The organism is Brevibacillus sp. YAE8 (genome assembly GCF_057543335.1).
The window spans coordinates 1-25546 of sequence record NZ_BAAIYG010000041.1; the positions used below are offsets into that span (position 1 = coordinate 1).

Below are 25546 nucleotides of genomic sequence, written 5' to 3' on the forward strand. Positions count from 1 at the left end.
TCTTTGAAGCGTTGTTCTACATCTGCTTGCAGAAAAATCTTTCTTCTGTACCGAGGGCAGAACACAAAATGGTAGTTTAATAATGAAAGGGTTGTGCTTGTTCTTCTGTATTCGTTCATACACCTATTGTATCAGTTTTCTTTATATACTACAACATATGAACAACAAAAAAGAGTGGAATTTTCAAATACTTGAAGTACCACAAACCTTCGATTTATTCGTGGTACTCCGTATTTGACCTCACTCTCATCCCGCCCCTAAAGGGGGGTGCTATCGCACCGTAGCGGGCTTTCTCGTTCGGAAAATCTGTAAGCATTAGAAAAAATCAAACCTCCATCCGTTCATCCGGGAATGGAGGTTTGATCTAGGCTCCGCCGATTCTTGCCGAAATCGCGGTGGCCTTCTCTTTTACTTTTTTAATGAGCTGCGGCAGCCTTTCCTCCGGGACCCGGAAGATCGGCGCATTGATCGACAAGGCTGCCACGAGCTGGTTGCCGTAGCCGAAGACCGGGGCTGCGACTGCCATCGTCCCTTCCGTTTTCTCCCCGTAGCTGATGGCATAGCCGTTCTGCTTCGCTGCTGCCAGTTGCTCCACAAATGCCTGCTGCCGCTGCTCGGGCAGTTGCGCGGAGACGACCTTGGCGATTTCAGCCGCCTTGGCATGAGCGAGAATCATTTTGCTGGGAGCGCCAATCGTGAGAGGAATGCGCTCCCCCAAATTCTCGTCGATGCGGATTTTCAGCGGGCTTTCGACCTTTTCGATCGGCATCGAATCTGTCCCCGCCGGCACGTTGAGGAAAATGCTCTCCTCGACCTCGTTTGCCAGCTCCTCCATGAACGGCCGCGCCACGGCGCGCAAATTCAGCTTTTCATGCAGAATAAAGCCGATTTCCATCCAGGTATATCCCGGCTTGTAATGCTTGGTCGCAGGCTCCTGCTCAACCAGGCCGAACTGGATCATCGAGTCGAGAAAACGATGGAGCGTGCTGATGGGCAGGCCAGTTGCGTCAGCTAGCTCCGAAATCGGCCAGGCAGGTTTTTCGTCAGATATCAGCACTCTGATAATTTTCATCGTCCGCTCGATAGATTGAACCATAATTGCTTCGTCCTCCGTAAAAGTGCGTTACGCTGCAACACTCGTCCCTTTGTCTTGCTTTTTCGGCGCCCTTCCCCGGGCCAGCCTGGCTTCCAATCGGTTGACAAAATAAGTGAACAGCATAATCAGCACGAGATAGTACAAGCCGACAACCATGTACGTTTCCAACTGCTTGTAGTTGGAAGCCGCCTCGCCGAGACCGGTCCCCCACAAATCTTGCATTCCTACGTACGCGACCAGCGACGAGTCTTTCAGCCCGATGATGAACTGGTTGCCTAGCGCCGGAATCGCCCTGCGGAACGCCTGCGGCAAAATAATCCGGCGCATCGCCAGCGGATACGACATCCCGAGCGAGCGCGACGCTTCCATCTGTCCGCGGTCAATCGACTGGATCGAGCCGCGGAAAATTTCGGCGATGTACGCGCCGTTGTGGACCGCAAGCGCGATAGCCCCCGCCCAGAACTGGGAGAGCGTCACCATGTTCGCCAGCCCGAAGTACAAAATACAAATTTGCACGATCAGCGGCGTGCCGCGAATGACGGTAATGTACACGTGCGCGAAGTAGTTGAGCGGCTTGGAATCGGATATGCGGAAAAAGGCAATGACCAGACCGACGATGCACCCGAGCAAGAGGGCGACTGCCGTAAGCTGCACGGTCAGCCATGTCGCTTTAAGGAAAAGGGGATAACTGGATAGGAAAATATCAATAATCATTGGAGATCCTCCTCACATGAAGCGGAAAAAGGGGGGCGTCCAGACCGGACACCCCGTTGCCCACTTTATTGTTTTTGCAGGATATTGCGGCCAAACCATTTTTGGCTGATTGTTTCATAGGTGCCGTCTTTAATGATTTCGTCCAGTGCCTTGTTGATCCGGTCGACTGCCTCCTGGTCGCCCAGTCGCACGGCAATCGCCTGTTCATCGTAGCTGAGCGGTTCGCCGACGTCGATCACTTTGCCGCCGCCCTCTTTAATAAAGCGCAAGCCTACTACCTGGTCGGTAATGACCGCATCGAGGCGTCCTGTCGGCAAGTCGAGCAACGCCGTAATATCGCTGTCGTACTGCGTGATCTTGTCTTCATCCGTCAGCTTTCTCGCCCAGTCGAGGTAGTTGGAAGCCTTCACGACGCCGATCTTTTTGCCTTTCAGGTCTTCCTTGCTCTTGATCGTCGTATTGCCCTCCTGGACGAAAATTTGCGAGCCGGAGCGATAGTACGGGTTCGTGAAGGAAACTACCTTTTGCCGCTCTGGCGTCACCGTCAAGCTGCCGATGATCGTATCGTATTTTTTCGCTTCCAGACCAGGGATGATCGTCTCAAACGGGTTTGTGATCGGCACCGGATTCATGCCCATTTTTTCCGCCAAAGCCTTGCCGATTTCCACGTCAAAGCCTGTCAGTTCTCCGTTTTCTTTAAAGCTGAACGGCTTGTACACTCCGCTCATCGCGTACGTAAAATCTTTTTTGCCTTCGCCGCCCGCTGCCTGTCCGCCGCCTGCTGGCGCGCTGCTCTCCTGCGAGCCGCATGCCGCGAGCAAAAGCGAGCCCAACAGTACGGTCGACAACAAAACTCCTGACCATTTTGCACGTTTTTTCATCTGAAATTCCCCCTGTTTCTCTTTTTTAGCGGATACTGCCCAAAAACTGTTTTGTTCTCTCATGCTGCGGGTTTTCAAAGAACGCACTAGGCGGCCCTTGCTCCAAAATTTGACCATCGTGCATGAACACCGCCCGGTCGGCAACCTCGCGGGCGAAGCCCATCTCATGGGTCACGACGATCATGGTCATTCCTTCTTTTGCCAACTGCTTCATTACCTGCAACACTTCGCCGACCAGCTCAGGGTCAAGTGCGGAGGTAGGTTCATCGAAAAGCATGATTTTCGGCTTCATCGCAAGCGCCCGCGCAATCGCCACGCGCTGCTTCTGTCCGCCCGAGAGCATGTCCGGGTAGACATCCGCCTTATCCTGCATGTTTACTTTTTTCAGCAGTTCGTACGCCAGCTCTTTCGCTTCCGCCGCCTTCATTCCTTTGACGTGCACCGGCGCTTCGATCACGTTTTCCAGTACCGTCTTGTGCGGGAACAGGTTGAAGTGCTGGAAGACCATGCCCACATTCTCGCGAAAATGGTTCAGGTTGGTCTTGTGCGGGTCAATCTTCTGCCCGCTGATCCAGATTTCGCCGCCATCGTGAAACTCCAGAAAATTCAGGCAACGCAGCAACGTACTTTTGCCTGAACCGCTGGCCCCGAGCAAGACGACGACTTCTTTCTCCTCGACCTTGAGCGTTACCCCTTTCAGTACCGTGAGCGAGCCGAAAGATTTGACAAGCTGCTTAACCTCAATCATCCTGCTATCCCCCTATCTATCTGCTGCCGGATGGATTGCCTCTTATACTTTTTCCGAATATCGGAAATGATTTCTGATTTAAATTATAATTGTATATTTTCAGACATTCAAGAAAAATTTAATTTGCTGAATAAATATGCATGAACGCCAAAAAAAGCGGCTTCCTCCGGCTCTTCAACCAGAGGAAGCCACTGTCGCTGTGCCAGGCTTTACGCGCCTGGCTTCGCCTTGTTTACGGCTGCTGTCTTCTTGTCGTCACTGTTCTTGCCCAGCTCATGCTTGATGAATAAATAGTTTTCGATCTCGCGCAACAAGTAAAACAGCGACGCCCGCGTCTCGAACTCCTCGCGCGTGCGCGGAAGCTCCGACTCTTTGATCTCCTCGCGCATCTGGCGAAGTTGGTCGATAAAGCGGTACGCCGTATTGCCCGGATGCACCGATGCGCTGATTTGTTCGAGAAAGTCCGCGATGCGGTGGCTCTGCGGCACCTGCGTGTCCAGCGACGACACGATCGGCATCATCCGCTCCAGCAGCTCAAACTGCTTTTCGCGCATAACAAAATACTGGTAGTACGAATCATCCCGGCGTCCCAGCCGGTTGTCGATGTCGCGCGACGCCAGCCGAATCGCTTTTTCCAGCAGACCGGGCGCCTCGATCATCTCTTTTCCGTCCCACTCGCTCTCGCCGTGTCGCAAATAGTAGCTGAACTCCCGCAAAATTTGCCGGAACAACTGCTCCACCTGCTTTTGCATCGCGCGCAAATCTTTGTCCAGGCTCGGCATGTACAAGTTCACGAGCAGCGCGACGCCCACGCCGATCACCAACAGCCCCGCTTCGTTCAAGAGCAGCGGAAGATCCATTCGCTCGGACGAGTACAGATGCATGAGCACGACCATGCTGCTGACGAAGCCTTCCTGAATCCCGAAGCGCACGGCCAGCGGCAAAAACAAAAGAATCGCAAGCAAGATAGCCAGCGGCGAGTAGCCCAAAAAATAAAACAGCGCCATCCCGATCCCCAGCCCGAGAAAGCTGGCCATGATCCGATTCCACGCCGTGCGAAACGACTGCTTGACCGTCACCTGGATGCAAAGAATCGTAATGATTCCCGCCGATGCCGGATACATCAGATCAAGCTGCTGGGCCAAAAAGATCGAGATCGCCGTCCCAATAGCCGTTTTTAATGTACGATAGCCGATTTTCAGTTTGAGAAAGCTCAGTCTTGTTCCCCTCCGCTCTGATGTCGCTTCCCTTTTCCTTTACTGTACCAAAAAGCGCCCGCGAACCAAAGACAAGACTTTGTTAAAAAAAGTAAACGTTGCATGAAGCGAAGCGGCTTGCAAGCGTAGTGCGTAGTCGGCAAAAGGCTGTCGCCGTCACACTTTTTTCCCGCAGCCTGGACAGTATTGGTAGTCGGCCTGCACGCGCTGTCCGCAGTACGGGCAAAACGCTTTTTCGCCCGCTGCTTCTGTCCTTGTCGGCTTCCCTGCTGCGCGCTCGCCGCCGTACTTGCGGTTCAGCGGATCGCCTTCTTCGCTCGCATCGGTAATATCGTAGAGCGACATCCGTTCTTTTCCGGTGGCGTTTTTATAGTGATAGACACCTTGCGCAATGCCTATAATGACGAACACGACGCCAAACAGCGGAAAAATGGTCCCGACCATAGGAAACGGCGAATCTTGTGTAATCACAAACGCCATGATCGTCCAAAAAATGCCGAAAACAACGGCTGCGATGCTTCCGGCCGCCCCCATTGCCGACGGCCCTCTTCCTGGCTTGATACTTTTCATCCGCACCCTCTCCCTCGCCTCCCGGACGTTTTTGCCGGAAGCGTTTCTCTTGTTCCACGCATTTCTCCCATCCTATTACAAGTACGTTTTGATGACAAATCGGTTTCCAAGAAAAAAGACACCATCGTCTCCATGATGGTGTCCGCTTGTCCTGCCTACCGGGCGATTGCTCGGGCGGCTACTGCTTTGTCTTTTTCAGCTCGTAAAGGGCTTGCATTACCTCCGCAACGTCTCCCCGCGATACGGTTCCCTCAGGCGCGAACGAGGCTGCCGACTTTCCTTTCAACAGGCCGTGAGCCGTCGCCAACGCCACTGCCGGCACCTGCTTTTTCGGCACGTCCTGATACGGCACTGTAAAAAACTCCGGCTTGTCCAGCACATCCCCGTAGCCGAGCAGGCGGGCGACGATATCTGCTGCATCGGCGCGCGTCGCCGTCCGGTCTGGCGCAAACGTCTGGCCCGTTTTCGGAATCAGTCCGTATTGCAGCCCTTTCTGGATCGCGGCGTAATTCGGGTGTTTGACATCCACGTCGGCAAACGGGTAAGGCTTCTGTTGTTCGTCGCTGGAGAAACGCGGCCGGAGGTAGTTGAACTCGATCCGGTTCGTCAAACGGCCGATCATCTGGATCAGCTCGCCGCGCGTCACGGCTTTATCCGGCTCCAATTTTCCGTCTTCAGCGCTCAGCCAATTCATGCGCAGCGCCAGTTCCAGTGCCGCCTGCTGCGGATGGCCTTCGATGTCGCTCGGCTTCTGCTGTTTTTTCGCCTCGGCAAAGCTGAGCCATTCGCCCGTCTCTGCCAGGACAACTCCCGCATCGCCTACGTAGCGATACACGAGAATCGGCTCGCGCGGCTGCGGCGGCACCGGAAATGGTTCTTCCTGCGGCAAATAATAGGTCAACTGTAGCGTTTTTTGCTTCTGCTCGGCCTTTTTCGCAGCAGCGCGGTCCACGATGTCCTTGCCCACTGCCCCGACAAACGGCGTCCCGTCCCAACGGCTGCGGTTGTCCAGTGTCTCGGCTACCCCGGTCTCGGGATTGACCTCTACCGCGAACTGCGCATATTCAATCGGGATGCCGTCTTGCAGCCAGCCAAACGTAATCTCGTACGGCAGACCCTTCTCCTGCATGCTCTGGAGCGTCTCCTTTGACGGGGATTGTTTGACCAGGTAAATGTCGCCGAGCCTGTCCGCATACAAGGTACGCACCAGCTTGAGCGCGGATGCCTCTGCTTGCTCCCAGGTGACTGCCTTTTCCCATTTTTGTCCTGATCTCTGGAATCGCGCATTCTCGTTGACACTGTATTCCACCAGCTCGCCGCGGTCGTTGATACTGAGTTCTGTCTGCTCCTCACCCGAACCGTTTCCTTGAAGCGGCGTGAAGCTGAAACTCCACCTGCGCACCTCGACCCCATCCACGCCGGAGCTGGTGCCGCCCCCGTTGCTGCCCTCAGAGCGGTATGACCCTGGCAGCTTTTTGATGTATTGCTCGGCAATTCGCTGCGCCTCTTCTTTTGAAATCAGCGGTTTTTCCTCTGCTTTGGCATGCGTATTTCCCAACGGCTCGATGTTTTTCGCGCTTGCCTCTTTGCCAAGCGCATTGAGCAGTTGTCCGGTTGCTGCATCCACGAATTGCGGATCGTCCGCTTCGTATTTGTACGCAAGCTGGAAGGGAGCCAGACGCTGCGATCGTCCGAACATGGACATGTCGCTGAACAGCAAAGTAGGAGCAGCCTGCTCGTCCCACTTTTTCGCGGCTTCGGCGCTGTCGATCACCTTTGCGGCATCAGGCAGCTTGCCTTCGTACCACTCCCGGCTGAAGCTCATCACTTCCCCGTTGTGGTCCACGATGAACCGAAAACCGTTTTCCAAAAAAGGAATCTCGTTTTCCACGCGGGTAAAGGTGACAAATTCCCGCTGTTCGCCGCGGAACATAGGCTGATTAGGGGGCACATACTCATTTGCTTTGGACAGGCGTGCCCGCTCGTCTGCTGTCGTTACCCGCTCGAGAAATGCGGTGGCCGCTTTTTCCGCTTGCTCTCTGGAAATTTGCGCTGAGCCTCCGCCACTCTCGTTTTCTCCATACTTGGAATAGTCCAACAATTTTCCCGATACCGCATCAATTGTTACAGAAAGACTTGCTTCGTTTGCTTTTTCCCAGACCACCCGCCAGATCGGCGCGGTTGAATACGCTTCGTTTGCGCCGACATAGCGCGCCCGCAAAAGCCTGTAGTCCGCCGGAACCGCCACCCATTTTTGCGCCTGCTTGAGCGCTTCTTCCTGCGTCAACGTCTTCGCTGTCGGCTGCTCGGCCGCGTAAACCAACGGCGCTCCCCCGATTGTCCCCGCATTTGCAAACAGCGTGGTCAGCAGCAAAGACGACGACATGCCCATTGCCAGCCCCCACGATTTTGTGCCTCGTAGCAAAACTACCCTCTCCTCTCTTTCTTTGGACGTCCCTCCTTATTCTACCATCTTATCTGGAAAATGCAGTAAAAAAAAAGACCCGCCGATGCGACAGGCCGCACAGCAGGTCTTTTGGACGGATTGCTAGACTTCCAGTTTTTTCGCGAGCGTCTCTTTGTTCAGCACGTTTCCAACCAGGAAGTTGCCGAACTCGCCAAAGCGCGCACTCACTTCGTCAAAGCGCATTTCGTAGACGATATGCTTGAACTCCAGCGGATCGTTGGCGAACAAGGTGACGCCCCACTCCCAATCGTCGAAGCCGATGGAGCCGCCGATAATTTGCTTCACGCGGCCAGCGTAGGAGCGGCCGATCATGCCGTGGGAGCGCATCATTTCCTGGCGCTCCTGCATGCTCAGCATGTACCAGTTGTCTTGCAGGTCGCGCTTTTTGTTCATCGGATAGAAGCAGATGTGCTCCCATTTTGGCAGGATCGGATACAGGCGGTCGCGGACGTGCGGGTTCGCTTTTGGATCTTCTCCCGGGTTATGTACGTAGTTGCTCAGCTCGACGACAGATACATACGAGTAAGGAGCTTCTGTATAGGAAGCAAAGCGGGTTTTATTGAAAGCAGTCTTGATCTCGTCGAGTTCTTGCATGGTCGGACGCAGGAACATGAACACGAGGTCTGCCTTGTGTCCGAGGATGGAGTAAAAAGCGGTGCTGCCCTGGTTCTCGGCTTCGTTGGCTTCCCATGTTTGGATCAGGCCGTTCAGCTCGTCCAGCGCTGCTTGACGCTCTTCAGCCGAAGCCGCTCTCCACTTTTCCCAATTGATGGTGCGGAAATTATGATACGTGTACCAACCTTCTAATGTAAGCAACGCTTCGTTTGCGCTCATCGAAAATCAGCTCCTCTAGAAAAATCTGGTCAACCTCATGGCAACACTCCCAGTATAGCATAAGGGACGAGCATATATTCGGAACAGATTGGTGAACAACAAAGAAACAAGCGGCGCCCGGCGGCTACCGCTTGTCTTCGCTGCTCGCTGCGGCCACGCCAAGCTGGCTCGCCGCAGTCTCGTCTACGATCACTGTCACATCCGGGTGAAGCTGGAGCAAGGAAGCGGGCACATCCGCTGTCGGCTCGCCTTCCAGCATCAGCCGCACAGCTTCTGCCTTCGCCTCGCCGCTCGCCAAAAGCACGACTTTTTTCGCGCCGAGAATCGTCTTGATCCCCATTGAGACAGCTTGCGTAGGCACTTCCTCGACGCTTGCAAAATAACGGGCATTCGCTTCGATCGTGCTCTGCGTCAGTTGGACCACGCGCGTCGTCGACTCGGCGGATGAGCCTGGCTCATTAAAGCCGATGTGCCCGTTGTTGCCGATCCCGAGCACCTGAATGTCGATTCCGCCCGCTTCGCGAATCGCTTCCTCGTAGCGCGCGCATTCTTTCGCCAAATCTTTCGCATCGCCTGCCGGAACGTGCGTTTTTTCCTGCGGCAGATTGATATGGCGGAACAAGTTTTCCTGCATGTAGGCGCGATAGCTTTGCGGATGGGCAGAGGACAGGCCGACGTATTCATCCAGGTTAAAGCTGCTCGCCTGGGAAAAATCAATCCCCTCCTCCTGATGCAGCTTCACCAGCTCCCGGTACATGCCTACGGGAGTGCCGCCCGTCGCCAGCCCCAGGACGGTCTGCGGGTGGTTTTTCACTTCCCGAGCGAGCAGTTCCGCCGCTTTGCGGCTCATCTCCTGATAGTCTTTGACAATTACGAGCTTCAACTCATCTCACCTCAGTCAATATTTTCTCTCCAGCACGGCCTTGGCCGTCCGTTCCTTGTACGTGAGCGCTTTTTCCTTGTTGCGCAAGGCAATCGTCGTGCAGATGACGTCCAGCACGTGCAACTGGGCGATTTTCGCCGCCAGCGAGCCGCCTTGCAGCGGGCCTTCCTGTGCGGCGGTCAAAAGCGTAATATCGGCCACGTTCGTAATCGGCGAGCGGCGGTAATGCGTGATGCAAATGATCGTCGCGCCGGCTTCCTTGGCGACTTTCAGCGAGTCGATCGTGTCCTTGGTGCTGCCTGACACGGACAGCCCGACCGCCACGTCTCCCGGTCCCAATGTCGCCGCCGCCATCGCCTGCAGGTGCGACTCGCTCATCGCATCGACCCGCAGTCCGATCCGCAAAAACGCGTACTTGGCGTCCTGTGCCGTCACGGCGGATGTTCCCACTCCGTAAAAGTGAATCGTGCCCGCCTGTTGCAACAGCTCCACGCAGCGCTCCACCTGCTCCGGATCAAACAAGGCCGCCGTATCGGCAATCGCCTGCTGATTCGTCGCCGTTACTTTTTGCGCCATCGTCTCCAGCGAATCGTCCTCGCCTACTTCGCCGTGCAAGTTTTTCACCGGCGCAACCAGCTCCTGCGCCAGCGCCAGCTTGAACTCCTGATAGCCGCGAAAACCAATCTTCCGGCAAAAGCGCAACACGGTCGTCTCGCCCACGCCCGCCTTTTCCGCGAGGTCGATCACGGATGAGTAGATGACGCTGTCTGTCTGCTGCAAGACGATGCTCGCGACTTTTTGCTCCGATTTCGTAAAGGAGGGCAGAAGACTTTGGATATGCAAAAGCGTATTGTTTTTCAGCCCCGGATTGGACAGCTCCTCGGTGTGTCCTGCCATGTCGCTCCCCCCTTGGGTCATAAGCCCGGTCTCGTTCGTATGATTGCCGAATTTTTCGGATCGAAGCTTGCTTTCTACCGTCATTATATCAGAAAAGGAGTTATCCGCCATTATTTTCGTGAAAAGCGGATTATTTCTCCAATGAAAAACCAGTTCGTTCTCCTGAAACCGCACTGTTCTCCACAAAAAACGCCGTTCGCCTCCTGAAGCTGCGATATTGCTAAAGCTTCCATTGCCAACAAAAAAGCTTTCCCCCGCAAGCGCCGCCTGCAAGAGAAAGCTTTGTCGAACATCCGTTTTTTACGAGAACACGCGGTAGCCAAGCATGATGACGACTACCAGCACGACCAAACAGCCGATGAAAAAGCCAATGCTGCCTTCCTGTCTCTTCGCCCGGCCGAGCGACATTTCGATCAAGCCGAAGGCGATGATCGCGAGCAAGCCTTTCACGTAAAAATAAACTTCGCTGGCATGGACGGTGAACAGCATCCACGCGCCGGATACGAGAATGATGACCATCATGAGTCTGAGCAGCATATGTACGATTTTTCCGGCCTTTTCCTTGCCCGCGCGGTACAGGAAGTAGGCTACGATCAACAGCACAATCGCGACTTCCCAGCCACCTACGTGGGACTCGAGCAACGCTTTATACGGCACAGCATTCAACCCCTTTTTCCCTCATTTATACTTGTCCCAGCCATTATAACAGAAGTGTCGGTAAAAAGCAGATGCCCCGATGCGTGGCAGTATTGTGACACGGTTATATGCCGGGCTGACTGGAAACCGTCGCGCCGCTGGAACACGTGTAGTGTAGCCCCCACATAAACAAACCGCGTGCAAAAGAGGCCGCCACAGCGTGCAGCCTCTTTGCCTCTGCCTATCTTTATCTATCTTCGCCTCTCGTCACCGCAGCAGGAAGCCGTCTTTCAGCGGATCGCTCGGGTCCACGACAAACTGGTGCAAGCCGGTAATGAAAGCCCGGCCTGCGATGGACGGAATGACCGCCGGGTAGTCGCCAACCTGCGTCGTTTCCAGCACAGTGCCGACGAACTGGCTGCCGACGATCCCTTCGTGCACAAACCGTTCCCCGACCACGAGCTTCCCTCTGGCATAGAGCGTCGCTACCCGCGCCGCCGTACCTGTGCCGCACGGAGAGCGGTCGATCTGCTTGTCGGCGAAAACGGTCACGTTGCGCAGGTCGGAGCCTTCCACGCGCGGATCGTCGGAAATAATTACCCCGTATATGCCCGCCAGCTCAGGTTCAAGCGGATGAACGACCGCAAGCTGCGCCTCGATCTGCTCCTTGATCCGGCTGCCCCACTCTTGCAGCGCCGCCAGTTGCTCGATTTCGACCTGGACGCCGATGTCTTTTGCCTGCACGACCGCGTAAAAAGCGCCGCCAAAGGCGATATCGACGTGGAACGTACGCCCCTCCCACTCGATCGACACGTCCTTTGCGAAGACGAAGGACGGGACGTTTTCAAATGCGACTGACTTGACGCGCGTCCCTTCTGTCTGGGCGCGTGCGACGATCTGGCCTGCGGGGCTGTCGATCACGATGCGCTCCGCCGGGTCAGCCAGCCGCAGCAGCCCGGTCTCGATCGCCGCCGTCACCACCGCGATAATTCCGTGGCCACACATCGTGCTGTAGCCTTCGTTGTGCATGAACAGCACGCCAAAGGCCGCATCCGGGCTGACCGGGGCCGTCATGACGCAGCCGTACATGCCGTGGTGGCCGCGCGGCTCGTACATTAGCACGCGGCGGATGTGATCCAGCTCCGCGCGGAAATAACGACGCTGCTCCAAAATCGTCTCGCCCTTGAGCGGCGGGATGCCGCCCGTGATGATCCGCAGCGGCTCCCCTCCGGTGTGGGCGTCGATGGTCGTAAACAACTGCTGGATGTTCATATTCCTCCACCCTTTGTCTGCTCGGTTTCGCTGTTTACCACGCGTATTTGATCGCGCACGTTTTCGTCGCGCTGTAGAAGTCGAGCGCCGCCTGCCCCTGCTCGCGCGTATGCGAGCTGGACTGCTTCATCCCGCCAAACGGGGCCTGGTATTCCACGCCAGCCGTCTCCTGATTGACGCGAACCATGCCTGCCTGCGCCACGTCCAAAAAGCGGTGGGCACTCGCCAGATCGCGGGTGAACAGCGATGCGCTCAGCCCGTACACCGACTGGTTGCACAGCTCGATGGCCTCGTCAAAGCCATCTGCGGTCAAAAGCACGGCCAAAGGCCCGAACACTTCCTCCTGAACCAGCGGATGATCGGCGGCCACTCCTTCGACGATCTGCGGGCGAATGTAGTAGCCCCGCTCCGCTTCTGCATAGGCCGGGCTTTCTGCCACCAGCCTCGCTTCGGCTGCCGCGAGAGACACGTACCGCCCGACTGTCTCGTACTGGGCCGCGGAAGATACAGGTCCCAGGTAGGCGTCCAGATCGGAGGCATCCCCGACCTTGCAAAGCGAGATCGCAGCCTGCAAGCGCTCGACCAGCGGCTCGTAGATTGCTTTTTCTACAATGATCCGGCTCGTCGCCGTGCATTTTTGCCCGGCCGAGCGAAAGGCACCGCTGAGCAGAATCGGTACGGTTTTGTCCAGATCGGCGTCGGCCAGCACGACCGCCGCATTTTTTCCGCCCATCTCGGTCTGGTATTTGATGTTGCGGCCCGCGCAGGCGATGGCGATCTGTCTGCCTGTCGCAGACGAGCCTGTGAAGCTGACGGCGTCCACCGCCGCTTCCTCCGTCAGAGCCGCCCCGATTTCCCTGCCTTTGCCGATCACCAGATTGAGCACCCCTGCTGGCAGCTTCGTCTCGGCAAAAATCTCCGCCAGCCGCGTCGCGGTCAAAGAGCCGTTCTCAGCCGGCTTCCAGATCACGGCGTTGCCGCAGATCAGCGCCGGAGCGATTTTCCAGAGCGGGATCGCGACGGGAAAATTCCATGGCGTAATGACAGCCACGACACCGAGCGGTACGCGGCGGCTGTACTGCAAAACATCCGTATCCGCAGACGGAATCAGGCTGCCATGAGCGCGCATGCCTTCCCCCGCGTAGTAGCGCAGCAGACTGATGCCGCGCGCCACCTCTCCGCGCATTTCGCCAAGCTGCTTGCCCATCTCCCGGCTGGCGAGTCGCGCCAGGCTGTCTGCGTGAGCCTCCAGGGCGCTAGCCATCTGATACAGCACTTCCCCGCGAAAAGCGCCTGTTTGCCGTGCCCACTTGCCTTGCGCCGCGCGGGCTGCGTCAGCCGCCGCAAACGCATGCGAGCGGTCGGACAAGTGCAAGACTCCCACTTCTTCTGCGAAACGCGACGGGTTTTTCACCGTCGCCTCTGCTCCTTTCGGCGTCATCCATTCGCCGCCGATCCAGTTTTTGCTATGCATGCCTGACCTGCCTCCTTATCGTCCGCTGGCTGCGCCGACTGCGTAGTCAAACGCCTTTTTGATGCCCGCATAGTAGTCGTCTGCGAGCGGGAGGCGCGGCGGACGAGTCGGTCCGACAGGGAATCCGGCCAGCTCCATCATGTACTTGATCGACTGGACGAGCTGCGGGCTCGCATCGTAGTGGAACAGCGGCAGCAGCCTGCGGTACAGCGCTTGCGCCTCCGCGAGCTTGCCTGCCCGCGCCAGGCGGAACAGCTCCACGCCTTCTTTTGGCAAGGCATTCGGCACGCCCGCGATCCAGCCTGTCGCCCCGATCAGCCCGCCTTCCATGACCAGATCGTCCACGCCGACCATCACTTCCAGGTCCGTCTGGGCGAGAATGTCCTGCATGCGGCGCACGTCCCCGGAAAACTCTTTGACGGCCACGATGTTTTCCAGCTTCGCGAGCCGGGCCAATATGTCCGGGGTCAGGTCGATCTTGTAGTCGTGCGGGTTGTTGTAGGCGATAATCGGCAAGCCGACGGTGTTCAGCGCCTCGTAGTGGGCAAACACTTCGTTTTCCAGCGGCTTGTAGTTGATCGGCGGCAGCGCCATGACGCCCTCTGCTCCCGCATCTTTAGAAAATTGCACCCACTCCACCGCCTGGCGGGTCGAAGGCGCCGCCGAGCCGACTACGACCGGGACGCGGCCTTTTGCGGCGGCGATGACTGTATGGATGACTTTCGCCCGCTCTTCGCCTGTCATCGTGGCGTATTCGCCCAAGGAACCGGATGGCACGAGGCCGTTTACGCCTTCCTGGATCAACCAGTCGCACAACTCTGTCAGGCGCTTGTAATCTACCTCGTAATCGTGCGTAAACGGCGTGACGATCGCTACATATACCCCTTCAAATCTGCCCATCGTTCATTCTCCTCTCAACTCTCGGTTTCAATGGTCCGTCGCTGCCGGAATCAGCAAAAAGCCGTGTGCCAGCTCGTCTTCGGGATGGTAAAAAATCGTGTGCTTGCCCGTCAGCCAGGCGCTGCCCGCGATCCGCGTCACGACAGCTTGCAGGCCGCCTTCCTCGGCAGTCGCGAGTACCGTCCCGGTAAACAGCGAGCCGACAATGCTCTCGTGGACAAACGGCTCGCCTATGCCGATCTGCCCCTTGGCAAACAGCGTCGCCAGCTTGGCGGACGTGCCTGTGCCGCACGGCGAACGGTCGATTCCGCCCGGCGGCACGACGACCGTATTTTTCACATCCGCCCCTGGCGTGCTCGGGTTTGTGTAAAACTCCACATGGGTCAGCCCGCGGATAAACGGCTTCGCCGGATGGACGACTTCTACCGCCTGATTGATCGCTTTGCGGATGCGTACAGCCGTGTCGACAATCGTAGCGGCATTGGCTGGCACCAGCTCAAGCCCGAGCGCCCGCGCGTCCGTGATGGCGTAAAAATTTCCACCGTAGGCGAGATCGCACGTAACCGGACCGATGCCCTCCACTGTGACGGTCACGTCCTGCTTGTACAGAAAAGCGGGGATGTTCGTAAACGAAACTTCTTTCGCCTTGCCCTGCTCGACCTCGATATCCACCTCGACCAACCCTGCCGGGGTATCGAGCTTGAGCCTCGTCAGCGGCTCGCTCACGGGGATCATCCCGGTCTCCACCAAGGCTGTGCACAGCCCGATCGTGTCGTGGCCGCACATCGGCAAATAGCCGCCGGTTTCGATGTAGATCACGCCTACGTCGGCCTCGGGATGGCACGGCTCCACCACGAGAGCGCCTGACATGACGTCATGGCCGCGCGGCTCGTACATCAGCAGGGTGCGAATCCAGTCGTATTCCTTTTGCATGTGCAGCATCTTCTCTGCCATCGTCTCCCCTTGGAGCTTCGGCAGGCCGCTGATGACGGTGCGGGTCGGGTTGCCCCCGGTGTGCGTGTCCACCGTCGTAAACACTCTCGCTGCTTTCATCGCTGCAGCACCTCTTTTCTCGTGAATCGGTCGTAGCGCAGCGGCTCGGTGGGGATAATCGTGTCCGTCTGCTCCTGAAGCAGCTCGGACATCAGCTTGCCCGTGACCGCCGCCAGGCTGATGCCGTCCCCTTCATGCCCCGCCGCAATGAAAAAGCCGGGAACTTCCTCGACGCGGGAGATGATCGGCAAATGGTCCTCTGTCCACGGACGCAAGCCGCAATAGGTGCGAATCATCGCAAAGTCGGCGATCTTCGGATAAAAGCGGAGCGCCCTTCTCGCCATGCACCGCACGACATTCAGATCAATGCGCGTGTCGAAGCCGACGAACTGGCGGCTGGAGCCGATCAAAAAGTTTTGGCTTTCCGTCGGTTCAAACACCAGCGCCACCCCGTACTTTTCCGTCTCGGCGTCGACCTGCCGCACCCCGCCGAACTTGGAAATCAGATAGCCAAACTCCATCACCTTGCGAAGCCCGACCGGAAGCTGGCGGGAGGCGACGAGCAGATGTCCTTTTCGCGGCACGATCGGAATATCGACGCCGACCATCTGCCCGATGACAGGCGCCCACACGCCCGCCGCATTTACCACCTGCCGCGCCGTCATGCTGCCTGTGCTCAGTTCAAGCTGAAACGCTCCCGTCGCCTCGTCGCGGCGAAGCGCTTTGACCTCGGTGCGCCGCATAATTTTGGCCCCGTGCTTTTTCGCCCCTTCAAACAGGGCAAAGGTCAGCATGTACGGATTAACCGTCGAGTCTGTGGCGCACTCCAATCCGCCGAGCAAATCGTCGGCGAAGTAGGGCGACTCCTGCCTGATGTCTGCGCGGTCGAGCATCCGAAACGGCAGGCCCGCTTCCTTTTGCCGCCGCACCCATTCGTTCGCCGCCTCCATCTCCGCCTCCGACTCGCACACGAGAATACTGCCCAACGCCCGGTATTCAAACGAATGCTCCAGCTCCCGGGTCAGTTGGGCGACGAGCATCTGGCTTTGCAGGGACATCTGGCTGTCAAAGCCGGGGTCCTTGTCAATCGCCAAAATGTTCCCGTCACAACGCGAGGACGTACCTGACGCCAGCTCGCCTTTTTCGAGAACGACCACATCCAGTCCGGCCTTGGCCGTGTAGTAGGCAATCGCCGCGCCGATGATGCCGCCGCCGATTACCGCAATCTGCGCATGGGTTTGTCGTGTCATGGCTGATTCTCCTCAACAGCTTTTTGCTCAACAGCTTCTCATCAAATCGTTACACCTGTTCCTTTTGCAAATGCCGTGCCAAACCCGTATAGCGAAGATTCGCAAAATTTCTGTCTAAATTGTTTTACAACCTGATGAGCAACTGTATAATTACTGAGAATGTGTTTACATTTTTATACACTCCCTGCAAAGGACTGATCGGAATGAACCACAAGCTGCCAGCCTTGACAGAGCTGATGCAGACGAATATGCAGATTTGCCGCGAGCACAACCAAGCCTTTCGTTTTCGGCAAGCAGCAAAAGACATTCCCGTGTTTGCTCTGTTGCCTGCAGGCTGGCACGTCGCCTGTCCCGCGCACGCAAACGCGGATGATGCTGCCGGCTCACCCGGCGACAGCACGCCGCTCCATTGGGCAAAGACGGTCGTGGTCGCCTGCGACAGCACGCTCCCCCAAGCCATCCGCCTGCTCGACACATACAGCTACCTTCTCGTTGCCGATGCAGCGGGCGAGCCTGTCGGCTATCTTGAACGCGCTTCTGTCCTGCAAGCGGTTTTCACCGCTTACGAAGTGCTGGAGGCGTACTTCGATACGATGATCCAGACGATGGACGCCTCGATATCCGTCATCGACGAACAGACGCGGGTCATGGTCTGGACCGAGGGGGCCGAGCGCATTTTTTCGTTGAAGGCAAAAGACATCCTCGGCCGCCCGATCACCGACTTTTTCCCGCGCGACATGCTGGAGACGCTCCGGTCGCTGCAAAACGGCCAGTCGCTGTACCGTCACCAGCACCAGCCGCGCGAGGACCTCGTCGTGCTCATCAACACCAAGCCGATCTACCTGCATGAGAAAATCATCGGCGCCGTCGCAGCCGAAACCGATATCACCAGCCAGGTTCGGCTGAACCAGGAGCTGTTGAACGCGAACAAAAAAGTGAACCATTTGCAGCAGGAAGTGGCCAAGCTCAGCTCCGCGCCCGATCCGTTCCGGCAAATCAAAGGCACGAGCCTCGCCATTCGCCAGATCAAAGCAATGATTCAAAAGCTCGGCGCCACCCAGGCGACCGTCCTGATTATCGGGGAAAGCGGCGTCGGCAAGGAGCTGTTCGCCAAGGCGGTGCACGACGTGCGGGAAGGCGCAAACGCCCCGTTTATCGCCATCAACTGCGGCGCGATCTCTCCCACTCTGTTTGAGAGCGAGCTGTTCGGCTACGAAAAAGGAGCCTTTTCCGGCGCCGATCAAAAAGGGAAAAAAGGAATGATCGAGCTGGCCCGGGGTGGGACGCTGTTTCTCGACGAAGTAGGCGAAATGCCACTCGAGATGCAGGTGAAGCTGCTGCGCGTGCTGCAAGAGAAAAAGTATTATCCGGTCGGCGGCACGAAGCAGATCGAAGCCGATTTTCGCGTGGTCGCGGCCACGAACAAAAACCTGGAAGAAATGATCCGCGAAGGGAAGTTTCGCGAGGACTTGTATTATCGGCTCAACGTCGTCACTCTCGCCATCCCGCCTCTCCGCCACCGGATCGAGGACACGGTCGAGCTTGCCCATTTTTTCCTCTACGAGTTTTCCTTGCGCTACAATCGGCCCATCCACGCGATCTCGCAAAACGTCATGCAAAACCTTTTGCAATACGACTGGCCGGGCAACATTCGCGAGCTGCGCAACGCCATCGAACGGCTGGTCGTCTTCGCGACGGACGGGATCATCAAGGAAGAGGATTTGCCGTACTCGCTGCAAACGAAGGCCAAACAGTCGCCCGTCCAACTCCCGGACGATCTCTTCTCTTTGCAGGAGGAGCTGGAAGCCCACGAACGCCGCGTCATCCAGCGGGCCATAGAGCTGGAAAACGGCAACAAGCAGGCGGCAGCCAAACGGCTCGGCATCTCAAGGGCCACTTTGTATAACAAGTTGAATAAGCAGTCTTGAGCCTGGCTTGGATACAAAAGCAACGCGCAAGGGGAGCCAGGGGGCCTCTTTCACTCGATTACGCTCACGAAGCTGAACGCAGTCTGTATGCTGACTCTGCTGAAGCGGCACCAAGCAGGGAACAAGCACGTATCAACTGCCAAGCAGCTCGGCCTCTCCAGCCTCCTTATACACCAACGCTGTGCAAGCATGAAATATCCCGTCTCACCCTCGGACCGCGAAACGGGACGTTTTGGCTCGGCAGCAGCGCCGTCATGCCAGCCTCGCCTCTGTTCACTCGAAGCTGCTGTCCCCTAACGGCGGCGCCTGCTCGTGTTTTTCCGGAGAAAAAAGCTGCAAAAGCGCAGGCGCAGCTCCCGGCAGCTTCGCCCCTTTTTGGGCGGCAACACCTCAGACAAAATGCGAATCAATTCCACGGTTGATTCCTCCTTTGTCGTTGTGGCACAGCTTTGTCCGCAGCTTCGGGACGCGCCAGCGTCTGCGTGCGGCAGATCACAGGCACGCGCTTGCTCCCCGTACCCGTCGCCGCGACTGCATACGATTGCCGCTACTCGCAAAAAAAGCCCCCCGACCACGCTGCCTCCCTCTATCCGCAAAAAGCATCCATCACACCTGTGCGGCTACGACAATCATCCCGATCTTCCCCCCGATCTGCACGATCTCGCCCCGTTCGCCCGTTACTCGACAGACGTCCATTTCCAGTCGATGGCGCCCAAGCCGTCCTGGAAGACGCCTTTTACTTTGTCGTTTTTCACCCACGTATGCGTGTAAAAGTAAATCGGCACGATCGGCATTTCATCCATCAGGATTTGCTCGGCTTCCCGCAAGATCGCCTTGCGCTTTTCCGGATCTTTCTCTGTCGCGGACTGGTTCAAAAGCTCCTTGAACTTCGGATTTTCCCAGCGCGTGTCGTTGTTTCCGCCGTCCTTTTCCTTGAACAGCTCCAGGAAGTTGATCGGGTCGTTGAAGTCGCCGGACCAGCCGAGACGTCCCACCTGGTAATTCCCCTCGTGCATCGTTTCCAGGTAAACTTTCCACTCCTGATTTTCCAGCTTCACTTCGACGCCGAGATATTTGCGCCACTGGTCCTGAATCGCCTCGGCAATTTTTTTATGTCCTTCCGATGTGTTGTACACGAGCGTAATCGGCGGCAGCTTGGAGAGGCCGAGCTCTTTCATGCCTTCTTCCAGCAGCTTTTTGGCGGTTTCCTGATCGTTGTCCTTGAAGTAACCATCCGGGTTCAATGCCATCGTGGGAGGAACAGCGCCCATGGCAGGCTGCTGATTGGCTTGGAGAACGTTGTCAATCAGCGTTTGGCGGTTGATCGAGTAGGCAAAAGCTTTGCGGATTTTTACGTTGTTAAACGGGGGTTTTTCTGTGTTGAACTTGTACCAGTAGGTCGCACCGACTGGCTTTACTTGCAGTTTCCCGCTGTCTTTCAAAACAGGCATGGCATCAATCGGCAGCGAACTGAGCGGCGCACCAGCCCAGTCGATCTCGCCATTTTCAAACATCGACAGCTCTGTATTTTCGTCCTCTACCATGGAAAATTCGATTTTGTCCAGCTTGACGCTATCTTTGTCCCAGTAGTGGTCGTTTTTGACCAATACCATCTTGTTCTTGTGCTCCCAGCTCTCCATTTTGAACGGACCGTTTCCGATATGCGTCTTGGCGTCGCCAGCCCAGTTGTCCGCTGACTCGACCACTTTTTTATTTACCGGGAAATAAGTCTGGAAAGCTGTCAGTTCCAAAAAGAACGGAGTCGGATTGGCCAGCTCTACTTGCAAAGTTTTGTCGTCAAGCGCTTTGACGCCGACTTCGTCCAGGCTGCCGTTTCCTTTGTTCGCTTTCTCGGCGTTTTTGATGTAGTAGAGCTGGTAGGCGTAGTTGGAAGCGGTCTTAGGGTCCAGGGCACGCTTCCAGGCGTATTCAAAATCGTGGGCGGTGACCGGATCGCCGTTGCTCCAGTGCGAGTCGCGCAGCTTGAAGGTGTAGGTTTTCAGATCGGGAGACACCTCGATTTTTTCCGCAACTGCCTCCTCCGGCTTCCCGGAAGGCCCAATCCGTGTCAGCCCGTCAAAAAGAGCTTTTACGATTGCCGCAGAAGTCGTGTCCTCGGCCAGTCCCGGATCGCCTGTCGGCGGCTCAGAGTGCAGGTTCCAGCGCAACACTTGTGACCCTGAAGATTTTTCCGCCGGGGCTGGCTGAGCGTTTCCTTGTGCTTGTCCAGAAGCCGCTGGCTCGCTCGTTGTCTGTGCTGCCTGCTGTCCCCCTCCACATCCTGCCAGCGCCGTCCCTAGTACCGCGATACTGCTGATTAATGCGAACATACTTTTTTTCACGCGATCAACCCCTTGTCTCGAAAATGATTAACATTTCACAAAATACTGAATTTGCAAAATGTGTGCCAACAGGAAAAAGCGGGAAACTTCGACACGCGCCAACTGACTGTACATATTTTTATACACCTGATAAAAAAACTGTTTCAGCTATTAGACACACACGCTGGAACTGGCAGCGTTCGCGCATACAAAAAGACCCTCGACTTTTTGCCGCAGTCAAGGGTCCTGGTTCTTTTCTACAAAATGATGAGTTCGCGCGGCGAATGGGTCAGCACATCGTTGCCTGTTTCGGTCACAACGAGATCGTCCTCGATGCGGACGCCGCCCAGCCCCGGGATGTAAATGCCCGGCTCGACGGTCAGGACCATGCCTGGTGCGAGAATTGCCTCGCAGCGTACAGACATGAATGGCTCCTCATGAATGTCCAGTCCGACGCCATGCCCCATCCCGTGGCCGAAACGCTCGCCATATCCGTGCTGCGCAATATAGTCCCGGGCGAGGGCGTCTGCTGCTTTTCCCGAGATTCCGGGGCGAATGCCCGCCACTGCGCGGTTGCGCGCCTCCAGGACGATGGCGTAAATTTCTTTGAGCTGTTCATTCGGCTCTCCGACCGCCACTGTACGGGTAATGTCCGAACGATACCCTTGATACAGCGCGCCGAAATCCATCGTTACCATGTCGCCAGCTTCGATCTTTTTGTCGCTTGCTACCCCGTGAGGCAGAGCGGAACGATGACCGGAGGCGATAATGATGTCAAAAGCAGAGCCTGTCGCTCCTTCCTTGCGCATGAACATTTCCAGCTCATTAGACACATCGAGCTCGGTGATGCCTGGACGCAAAACAGTTAAAATATGTGCGAAAGCGGCGTCCGCAATCTGCGCCGCCGTCTTGATTTTTCCCAGCTCGTCCGGGGTCTTTCTCATGCGAATGCCCTCGATCACCCCCGCGGTAGGCAGCAGGCGTGCCTTGACGACGTCGGCGTATTTGCGGTGCAGGGCAAACGTCATGTTCTCCTCTTCAAAGCCCAATGTGTGGATGCCCAGCTCCTGGGCCTGGCGGGCGATTTCTCCGTAAACAGCGTCTTTCGTCGGCAAAAACACGATCTCGAAGTCCGTTGCCTGGGCTTTTGCCTGCTCGGTATAGCGAAAATCCGTAAACAGCTTGGCCTCATCCCGGGAAATGAGTACGACGCCGTACGTTCCGGTAAAGTTGGTCAAATAGCGGCGATTTTGCCCGTTTGTTATGAGTATTCCGTCTATTCCCCATGCATCGAATTGTGCGCGCAGTCGCGTCAATTTGTCCATTCTGGTCATCCCTTTCAGCCTCTGTGTCATTTTCGTTCTTTTATGCAAGCAATCCTCGTGCCAAGCGCGCAGGCCACCCTCTGTTTGCTTCTGTGCCTCGTCTTTATTTTAGCATTCTGCGGGCAAATATGGCACGACACTTGCATTTTGCTAACCGTACCAACGAAAAGGAGGCTTTCAGCATGGACACACAGCAGTTGATCGTTTGCCGCTGCGAGGAAGTATCTCTGGAAGAACTGCTCACGACTGCCCGTGAGTACCAATGCACGGCGCGCGAGTTGAAATTGCGGACCAGAGCCGGCATGGGCTGCTGCGGCGGGAGAACGTGCCGGATTCTCGTCGACCAAATTGTCGCGCAAGCCACAGGCCAAGTGCCTACTCATACAATCCCGCTTGGCTACCAGCCGCCTGTGCGGCCGATCTCGTTTCAAGCGCTTGGAGGGAGAAGCTCATGAGCCAGCGCATCCTCCATCACCCTGTGCTTGGTTCCTTGGAAGAGAGGCATTCCGTCCAGTTTGAATTTAACGGTTCTGTCTACACGGCTTACGAAGGGGAAACGATTGCCGGAGCGCTTTTGGCCGCTGGCGTGCGCACGCTTCGAGTGCATGAAGAAACGGGCAGCCCGCGCGGAATTTACTGCAACATCGGCCACTGCTACGAATGTCGCGTGCACGTGGACGGAGTTCCCACGGTGCGGGCGTGCATGACGCTCGTGCAGGAAGGCATGCGGGTGACAGCAGGTTCCGTTTTGCCGACCCCGTTGAAAAAAGGAGGGCATGCGAATTGATCGACGCTCTCATCATCGGCGCAGGTCCCGCTGGCTTGTCCGCTGCAATCGCCAGCGCCCGGCAAGGACTTTCTGTTCGAGTCGTAGACGAATTTTATCGGCCTGGCGGCAGGCTGCTGGGACAGTTGCACGAGGAACCGGACGGAGTGTGGTGGAACGGGCTGGCCGAAGCCGCACGTCTCGATCAGGAGGCAAAAGAGCTTGGCGTCCAAATGTGCTGTGGGGTCTCCGTCTACGACATTGCCTGCTGTGAAGATCGCTGGCGTATTTCTACGACAGAAGGCGAATGGGAAGCTCCCCTGCTTCTGATCGCTACCGGGGCGTCAGAGACTGCCGTTCCCGTCCCCGGCTGGACGCTGCCCGGCGTGATGTCGATCGGAGCGGCCCAGGTGATGACGAACGTGCAGCGCGTTCGCGTAGGCAAAAAAGGCGTCGTGATCGGCGTCAACATTTTGTCCGTCGCCATCGCGCGAGAGCTGCAGCTCGCTGGCGTACACGTCGAGCAAATGATTCTGCCTCTCCAGTCTGCTGTAAGCGGCAATGCCGGTCACCCGCACGAAATCATGCGGTCTTTGCTGCGCGTTGCCCATCTCGCCCCCTCGCCGTTGATTCGCTGGGGCAGCAAGCTGATGGGCAGCGCGTGGATGCAGCGGCTGGCCGTTTCGCTCTATCCTGCACAGGGCGTGCCCATGTGGGATATACCGATTCATCTGCGGACGGCTGCCTTGGAGATCGTGGGCACCTCACAGGTCGAAGGGGTCCGGGCTGCGCGCATCTCGCCAGACGGCACGCCCGTTCCTGGCAGCGAGCGATTCCTTTCTGCCGATTTCGTCTGCATCGCGGGCGGGTTAAGCCCGCTGGCGGAGCTGGCCGCGATTGCCGGGTGCCCGTTCGCTTACATCCCGGCATTGGGCGGGCACGTTCCGTTGCACAACGAATGCATGCAATCGCCTTTGCCCGGACTGTACGTCGCAGGCAATATTACCGGAATCGAGAGCGCCAAAGTCGCCATGAGCCAGGGAACCGTCGCAGGCCTGGCGATGGCGAAAGCGGCCGGGCTGCTCGCCGACGATTCTTTGCTCACCCAGGCGCTCCACCATGTCAACCATGTGCGCAAAAACGCCACGATCCAGTTCCACCCGGATATTGCGGCTGGACGCGCGCAGGTCGGGAAAATGGCCGCTGCGTGGGCTGGGCGGTAAGGGTTTTGGCATCATGCCTCGGTGCCGAAACGAAAAGAGCAGCCCATTCGCTTACCGTTGCGGATGGGTCTGCTCTTTTTTGCTGCTCATTGTGCTGCAGCAGGGTTGGACTGGCCCATTTCCCCATCGGAAGGGGAAATGGTGTCTTCTGCCATGCTTATGTAATGGTCGACAAGCTCTGGATAAGCTGCCAGCTCCTTCTCTCCTGTAGGGGTGAGAGCGTACACGCCTCGCTTGATCCGCGTGAACCAGCCGTAATAATTTTTGCTGAGGATGGATGACGCTTTGTCTGTCGCTCCTTTTTCTTTCAACGCCTTGGGCGCAAGTGGGCCATAGTGCTGAAGCAGCGCGGCGATCTGAATGCAGCCTTGTTTGTACGCCGTCATGATCTTTGTCTGGTTGCTGCCCCCCACATTGTAATCGCCGTATCTCCCCCGCATCTCCTGAATAATGCGTGCCCGTTTTCTTTTGTTGAACTGCTTGCTTCTTTCCCGATCAAACGGCACAGGAGCAATGCTCAGCTCCATGACAGCGCCTTTTTTGGGAAAAGAGACGAGGATCAAGCCAAGCTCCAGTCTTCTGATGAGATAAACGACGTCTTGCCACTTTTTCGAAAACAATTTGTATTTGGGCTTCGGAATGGCGACGTACACATGGTCGGTAAAGCGCTGCCGCTTGGCGGCCTGGATGAGCAGCTCTACACTCAAGTTGCGCTTGAACTCGACGATAATCAGCTCGTCTTCCTTGATCGCTGTCAAATCGCAATGATTGACCTCTCCAAAGACCTCATAACCCTGCCCGACAAAATAGTCGCGAATGGGCGCGTACATGTCTGCTTCATATCGTTTGACCGGCTTTTGCTTCATGGGCTTCTCCTTTTTCGCGACTGTTTTGTTCTTCATCTAGCATAGCTATAAATCCAGGCGAGTTTGGGCGGCTATATGCAAAAAAAGCCACGCAATAGTATCTGCACGGCTTTTTACGCAATTATTTCGTTCATTCCCTGAAAACTGGATCTGCATGCTTGCTAAGAAATGTGTGGATAAGTCCTCGACCGATTAGTATTCGTCAGCTCCACGCGTTGCCGCGCTTCCACACCGAACCTATCAACCTCATCGTCTATGAGGGGTCTTACCAGCTTAACGCTGTGG

Annotated in this window: 25 protein-coding genes and 1 rRNA gene; 5 read left to right on the plus strand and 21 right to left on the minus strand. The window is 56.6% G+C overall.

Features of this window, described 5'->3' with window-relative positions; translation table 11 throughout:
• The 17 genes from AC27IT_RS25960 to AC27IT_RS26040 all read right to left on the minus strand — a co-directional run.
• Positions 1 to 119, minus strand: a 119-nt coding sequence (locus tag AC27IT_RS25960) for a transposase (RefSeq protein ID WP_487092185.1), incomplete at its 3' end; no start/stop codon positions are given.
• 245 nt (positions 120 to 364) lie between these two features.
• Positions 365 to 1096, minus strand: coding sequence for an IclR family transcriptional regulator (locus AC27IT_RS25965; RefSeq protein WP_487092179.1), 732 nt, complete (start codon positions 1094 to 1096; stop codon positions 365 to 367).
• 27 nt (positions 1097 to 1123) lie between these two features.
• Positions 1124 to 1810 (minus strand): amino acid ABC transporter permease, encoded by a 687-nt coding sequence (locus AC27IT_RS25970; protein WP_005828582.1) that lies wholly within the window; start codon positions 1808 to 1810, stop codon positions 1124 to 1126.
• 65 nt (positions 1811 to 1875) lie between these two features.
• Positions 1876 to 2691, minus strand: coding sequence for an ABC transporter substrate-binding protein (locus AC27IT_RS25975; protein ID WP_005834626.1), 816 nt, complete (start codon positions 2689 to 2691; stop codon positions 1876 to 1878).
• A 25-nt stretch (positions 2692 to 2716) separates the two neighbouring features.
• Complete coding sequence (locus AC27IT_RS25980) at positions 2717 to 3439, minus strand: amino acid ABC transporter ATP-binding protein (protein WP_005834628.1); 723 nt, start codon at positions 3437 to 3439, stop codon at positions 2717 to 2719.
• A gap of 209 nt (positions 3440 to 3648) precedes the next feature.
• Positions 3649 to 4656, minus strand: coding sequence for an aromatic acid exporter family protein (locus tag AC27IT_RS25985; RefSeq protein WP_081494723.1), 1008 nt, complete (start codon positions 4654 to 4656; stop codon positions 3649 to 3651).
• Positions 4657 to 4812: 156 nt separating this feature from the next.
• Entirely contained in the window at positions 4813 to 5226 is a 414-nt protein-coding gene (locus AC27IT_RS25990) for a zinc-ribbon domain-containing protein (protein ID WP_035317474.1), read from the minus strand.
• A gap of 178 nt (positions 5227 to 5404) precedes the next feature.
• On the minus strand, positions 5405 to 7651 hold the full coding sequence (locus AC27IT_RS25995; RefSeq protein ID WP_487092180.1) for an S-layer homology domain-containing protein: 2247 nt from the start codon (positions 7649 to 7651) through the stop codon (positions 5405 to 5407).
• Positions 7652 to 7774: 123 nt separating this feature from the next.
• Positions 7775 to 8527, minus strand: a complete 753-nt coding sequence (hemQ, locus tag AC27IT_RS26000; RefSeq protein WP_007785852.1) for a hydrogen peroxide-dependent heme synthase — start codon at positions 8525 to 8527, stop codon at positions 7775 to 7777.
• Between the two features lie 124 nt (positions 8528 to 8651).
• Positions 8652 to 9410: a glucosamine-6-phosphate deaminase gene (gene nagB, locus AC27IT_RS26005; protein ID WP_487092181.1), complete on the minus strand. Its 759-nt coding sequence runs from the start codon at positions 9408 to 9410 to the stop codon at positions 8652 to 8654.
• Between the two features lie 15 nt (positions 9411 to 9425).
• The gene (locus AC27IT_RS26010) at positions 9426 to 10307 is read right to left on the minus strand and encodes a MurR/RpiR family transcriptional regulator (protein WP_007785845.1); all 882 of its coding nucleotides are present in this window, start codon (positions 10305 to 10307) and stop codon (positions 9426 to 9428) included.
• Positions 10308 to 10607: 300 nt separating this feature from the next.
• Entirely contained in the window at positions 10608 to 10973 is a 366-nt protein-coding gene (locus tag AC27IT_RS26015; RefSeq protein WP_005834642.1) for a YisL family protein, read from the minus strand.
• Between the two features lie 237 nt (positions 10974 to 11210).
• Complete coding sequence (locus tag AC27IT_RS26020) at positions 11211 to 12215, minus strand: proline racemase family protein (RefSeq protein ID WP_429791049.1); 1005 nt, start codon at positions 12213 to 12215, stop codon at positions 11211 to 11213.
• 34 nt (positions 12216 to 12249) lie between these two features.
• Positions 12250 to 13689 (minus strand): aldehyde dehydrogenase family protein, encoded by a 1440-nt coding sequence (locus tag AC27IT_RS26025; RefSeq protein WP_005834646.1) that lies wholly within the window; start codon positions 13687 to 13689, stop codon positions 12250 to 12252.
• Positions 13690 to 13704: 15 nt separating this feature from the next.
• Positions 13705 to 14589 carry a dihydrodipicolinate synthase family protein gene (locus tag AC27IT_RS26030; protein ID WP_025844063.1) on the minus strand — a complete coding sequence of 295 codons (885 nt, stop codon included), beginning with the start codon at positions 14587 to 14589 and terminating at the stop codon, positions 13705 to 13707.
• 27 nt (positions 14590 to 14616) lie between these two features.
• On the minus strand, positions 14617 to 15642 hold the full coding sequence (locus AC27IT_RS26035; protein ID WP_025844062.1) for a proline racemase family protein: 1026 nt from the start codon (positions 15640 to 15642) through the stop codon (positions 14617 to 14619).
• On the minus strand, positions 15639 to 16832 hold the full coding sequence (locus tag AC27IT_RS26040; RefSeq protein ID WP_007787517.1) for an NAD(P)/FAD-dependent oxidoreductase: 1194 nt from the start codon (positions 16830 to 16832) through the stop codon (positions 15639 to 15641). The genes AC27IT_RS26035 and AC27IT_RS26040 overlap by 4 nt, the downstream gene beginning before the upstream one ends.
• A 203-nt stretch (positions 16833 to 17035) precedes the next feature.
• Here AC27IT_RS26040 and AC27IT_RS26045 point away from each other — a divergent pair, with 203 nt between their 5' ends.
• Both AC27IT_RS26045 and AC27IT_RS26050 read left to right on the plus strand, forming a co-directional pair.
• Positions 17036 to 18760: a sigma-54 interaction domain-containing protein gene (locus tag AC27IT_RS26045; RefSeq protein WP_025844061.1), complete on the plus strand. Its 1725-nt coding sequence runs from the start codon at positions 17036 to 17038 to the stop codon at positions 18758 to 18760.
• 312 nt (positions 18761 to 19072) lie between these two features.
• Positions 19073 to 19531: a hypothetical protein gene (locus tag AC27IT_RS26050; RefSeq protein WP_487092183.1), complete on the plus strand. Its 459-nt coding sequence runs from the start codon at positions 19073 to 19075 to the stop codon at positions 19529 to 19531.
• On the opposite strand, the gene AC27IT_RS26055 is transcribed toward AC27IT_RS26050, so the two are convergent.
• Positions 19438 to 21102 (minus strand): peptide ABC transporter substrate-binding protein, encoded by a 1665-nt coding sequence (locus tag AC27IT_RS26055; RefSeq protein WP_429777942.1) that lies wholly within the window; start codon positions 21100 to 21102, stop codon positions 19438 to 19440. The genes AC27IT_RS26050 and AC27IT_RS26055 overlap by 94 nt on opposite strands.
• A 236-nt stretch (positions 21103 to 21338) precedes the next feature.
• Positions 21339 to 22406, minus strand: a complete 1068-nt coding sequence (locus AC27IT_RS26060) for a M24 family metallopeptidase (RefSeq protein WP_005834660.1) — start codon at positions 22404 to 22406, stop codon at positions 21339 to 21341.
• Positions 22407 to 22588: 182 nt separating this feature from the next.
• On the opposite strand from AC27IT_RS26060, the gene AC27IT_RS26065 reads away from it, so the two are divergent.
• From AC27IT_RS26065 to AC27IT_RS26075, 3 genes are read left to right on the plus strand one after another with little or no spacing between them, the layout of a single operon-like run.
• Positions 22589 to 22861: a (2Fe-2S)-binding protein gene (locus AC27IT_RS26065; protein ID WP_005834662.1), complete on the plus strand. Its 273-nt coding sequence runs from the start codon at positions 22589 to 22591 to the stop codon at positions 22859 to 22861.
• On the plus strand, positions 22858 to 23193 hold the full coding sequence (locus tag AC27IT_RS26070) for a (2Fe-2S)-binding protein (RefSeq protein WP_005834664.1): 336 nt from the start codon (positions 22858 to 22860) through the stop codon (positions 23191 to 23193). Before AC27IT_RS26065 ends, AC27IT_RS26070 begins: the two co-directional genes overlap by 4 nt.
• Entirely contained in the window at positions 23190 to 24395 is a 1206-nt protein-coding gene (locus AC27IT_RS26075; RefSeq protein ID WP_025844058.1) for an NAD(P)/FAD-dependent oxidoreductase, read from the plus strand. The genes AC27IT_RS26070 and AC27IT_RS26075 overlap by 4 nt, the downstream gene beginning before the upstream one ends.
• Positions 24396 to 24481: 86 nt before the next feature.
• On the opposite strand, the gene AC27IT_RS26080 is transcribed toward AC27IT_RS26075, so the two are convergent.
• Positions 24482 to 25261 (minus strand): DUF2161 domain-containing phosphodiesterase, encoded by a 780-nt coding sequence (locus AC27IT_RS26080; RefSeq protein WP_487092184.1) that lies wholly within the window; start codon positions 25259 to 25261, stop codon positions 24482 to 24484.
• 172 nt (positions 25262 to 25433) lie between these two features.
• Positions 25434 to 25546: ribosomal RNA gene (locus AC27IT_RS26085) — 23S ribosomal RNA — on the minus strand; the annotation flags it as partial.

Coding starts and splice junctions, on each gene's coding strand:
- AC27IT_RS26080 (WP_487092184.1), bottom strand. CDS start 25,261: ATGAAGCAAAAGCCGGTCAAACGATATGAAGCAGACATGTACGCGCCC.
- AC27IT_RS26035 (WP_025844062.1), bottom strand. CDS start 15,642: ATGAAAGCAGCGAGAGTGTTTACGACGGTGGACACGCACACCGGGGGC.
- AC27IT_RS25975 (WP_005834626.1), bottom strand. CDS start 2,691: ATGAAAAAACGTGCAAAATGGTCAGGAGTTTTGTTGTCGACCGTACTG.
- AC27IT_RS26040 (WP_007787517.1), bottom strand. CDS start 16,832: ATGACACGACAAACCCATGCGCAGATTGCGGTAATCGGCGGCGGCATC.
- AC27IT_RS26025 (WP_005834646.1), bottom strand. CDS start 13,689: ATGCATAGCAAAAACTGGATCGGCGGCGAATGGATGACGCCGAAAGGA.
- hemQ (WP_007785852.1), bottom strand. CDS start 8,527: ATGAGCGCAAACGAAGCGTTGCTTACATTAGAAGGTTGGTACACGTAT.
- AC27IT_RS26070 (WP_005834664.1), top strand. CDS start 22,858: ATGAGCCAGCGCATCCTCCATCACCCTGTGCTTGGTTCCTTGGAAGAG.
- AC27IT_RS26020 (WP_429791049.1), bottom strand. CDS start 12,215: ATGAACATCCAGCAGTTGTTTACGACCATCGACGCCCACACCGGAGGG.
- AC27IT_RS26060 (WP_005834660.1), bottom strand. CDS start 22,406: ATGGACAAATTGACGCGACTGCGCGCACAATTCGATGCATGGGGAATA.
- AC27IT_RS25990 (WP_035317474.1), bottom strand. CDS start 5,226: ATGAAAAGTATCAAGCCAGGAAGAGGGCCGTCGGCAATGGGGGCGGCC.
- AC27IT_RS26065 (WP_005834662.1), top strand. CDS start 22,589: ATGGACACACAGCAGTTGATCGTTTGCCGCTGCGAGGAAGTATCTCTG.
- AC27IT_RS25965 (WP_487092179.1), bottom strand. CDS start 1,096: ATGGTTCAATCTATCGAGCGGACGATGAAAATTATCAGAGTGCTGATA.
- AC27IT_RS25980 (WP_005834628.1), bottom strand. CDS start 3,439: ATGATTGAGGTTAAGCAGCTTGTCAAATCTTTCGGCTCGCTCACGGTA.
- AC27IT_RS26010 (WP_007785845.1), bottom strand. CDS start 10,307: ATGGCAGGACACACCGAGGAGCTGTCCAATCCGGGGCTGAAAAACAAT.
- AC27IT_RS25970 (WP_005828582.1), bottom strand. CDS start 1,810: ATGATTATTGATATTTTCCTATCCAGTTATCCCCTTTTCCTTAAAGCG.
- AC27IT_RS26030 (WP_025844063.1), bottom strand. CDS start 14,589: ATGGGCAGATTTGAAGGGGTATATGTAGCGATCGTCACGCCGTTTACG.
- AC27IT_RS26045 (WP_025844061.1), top strand. CDS start 17,036: ATGAACCACAAGCTGCCAGCCTTGACAGAGCTGATGCAGACGAATATG.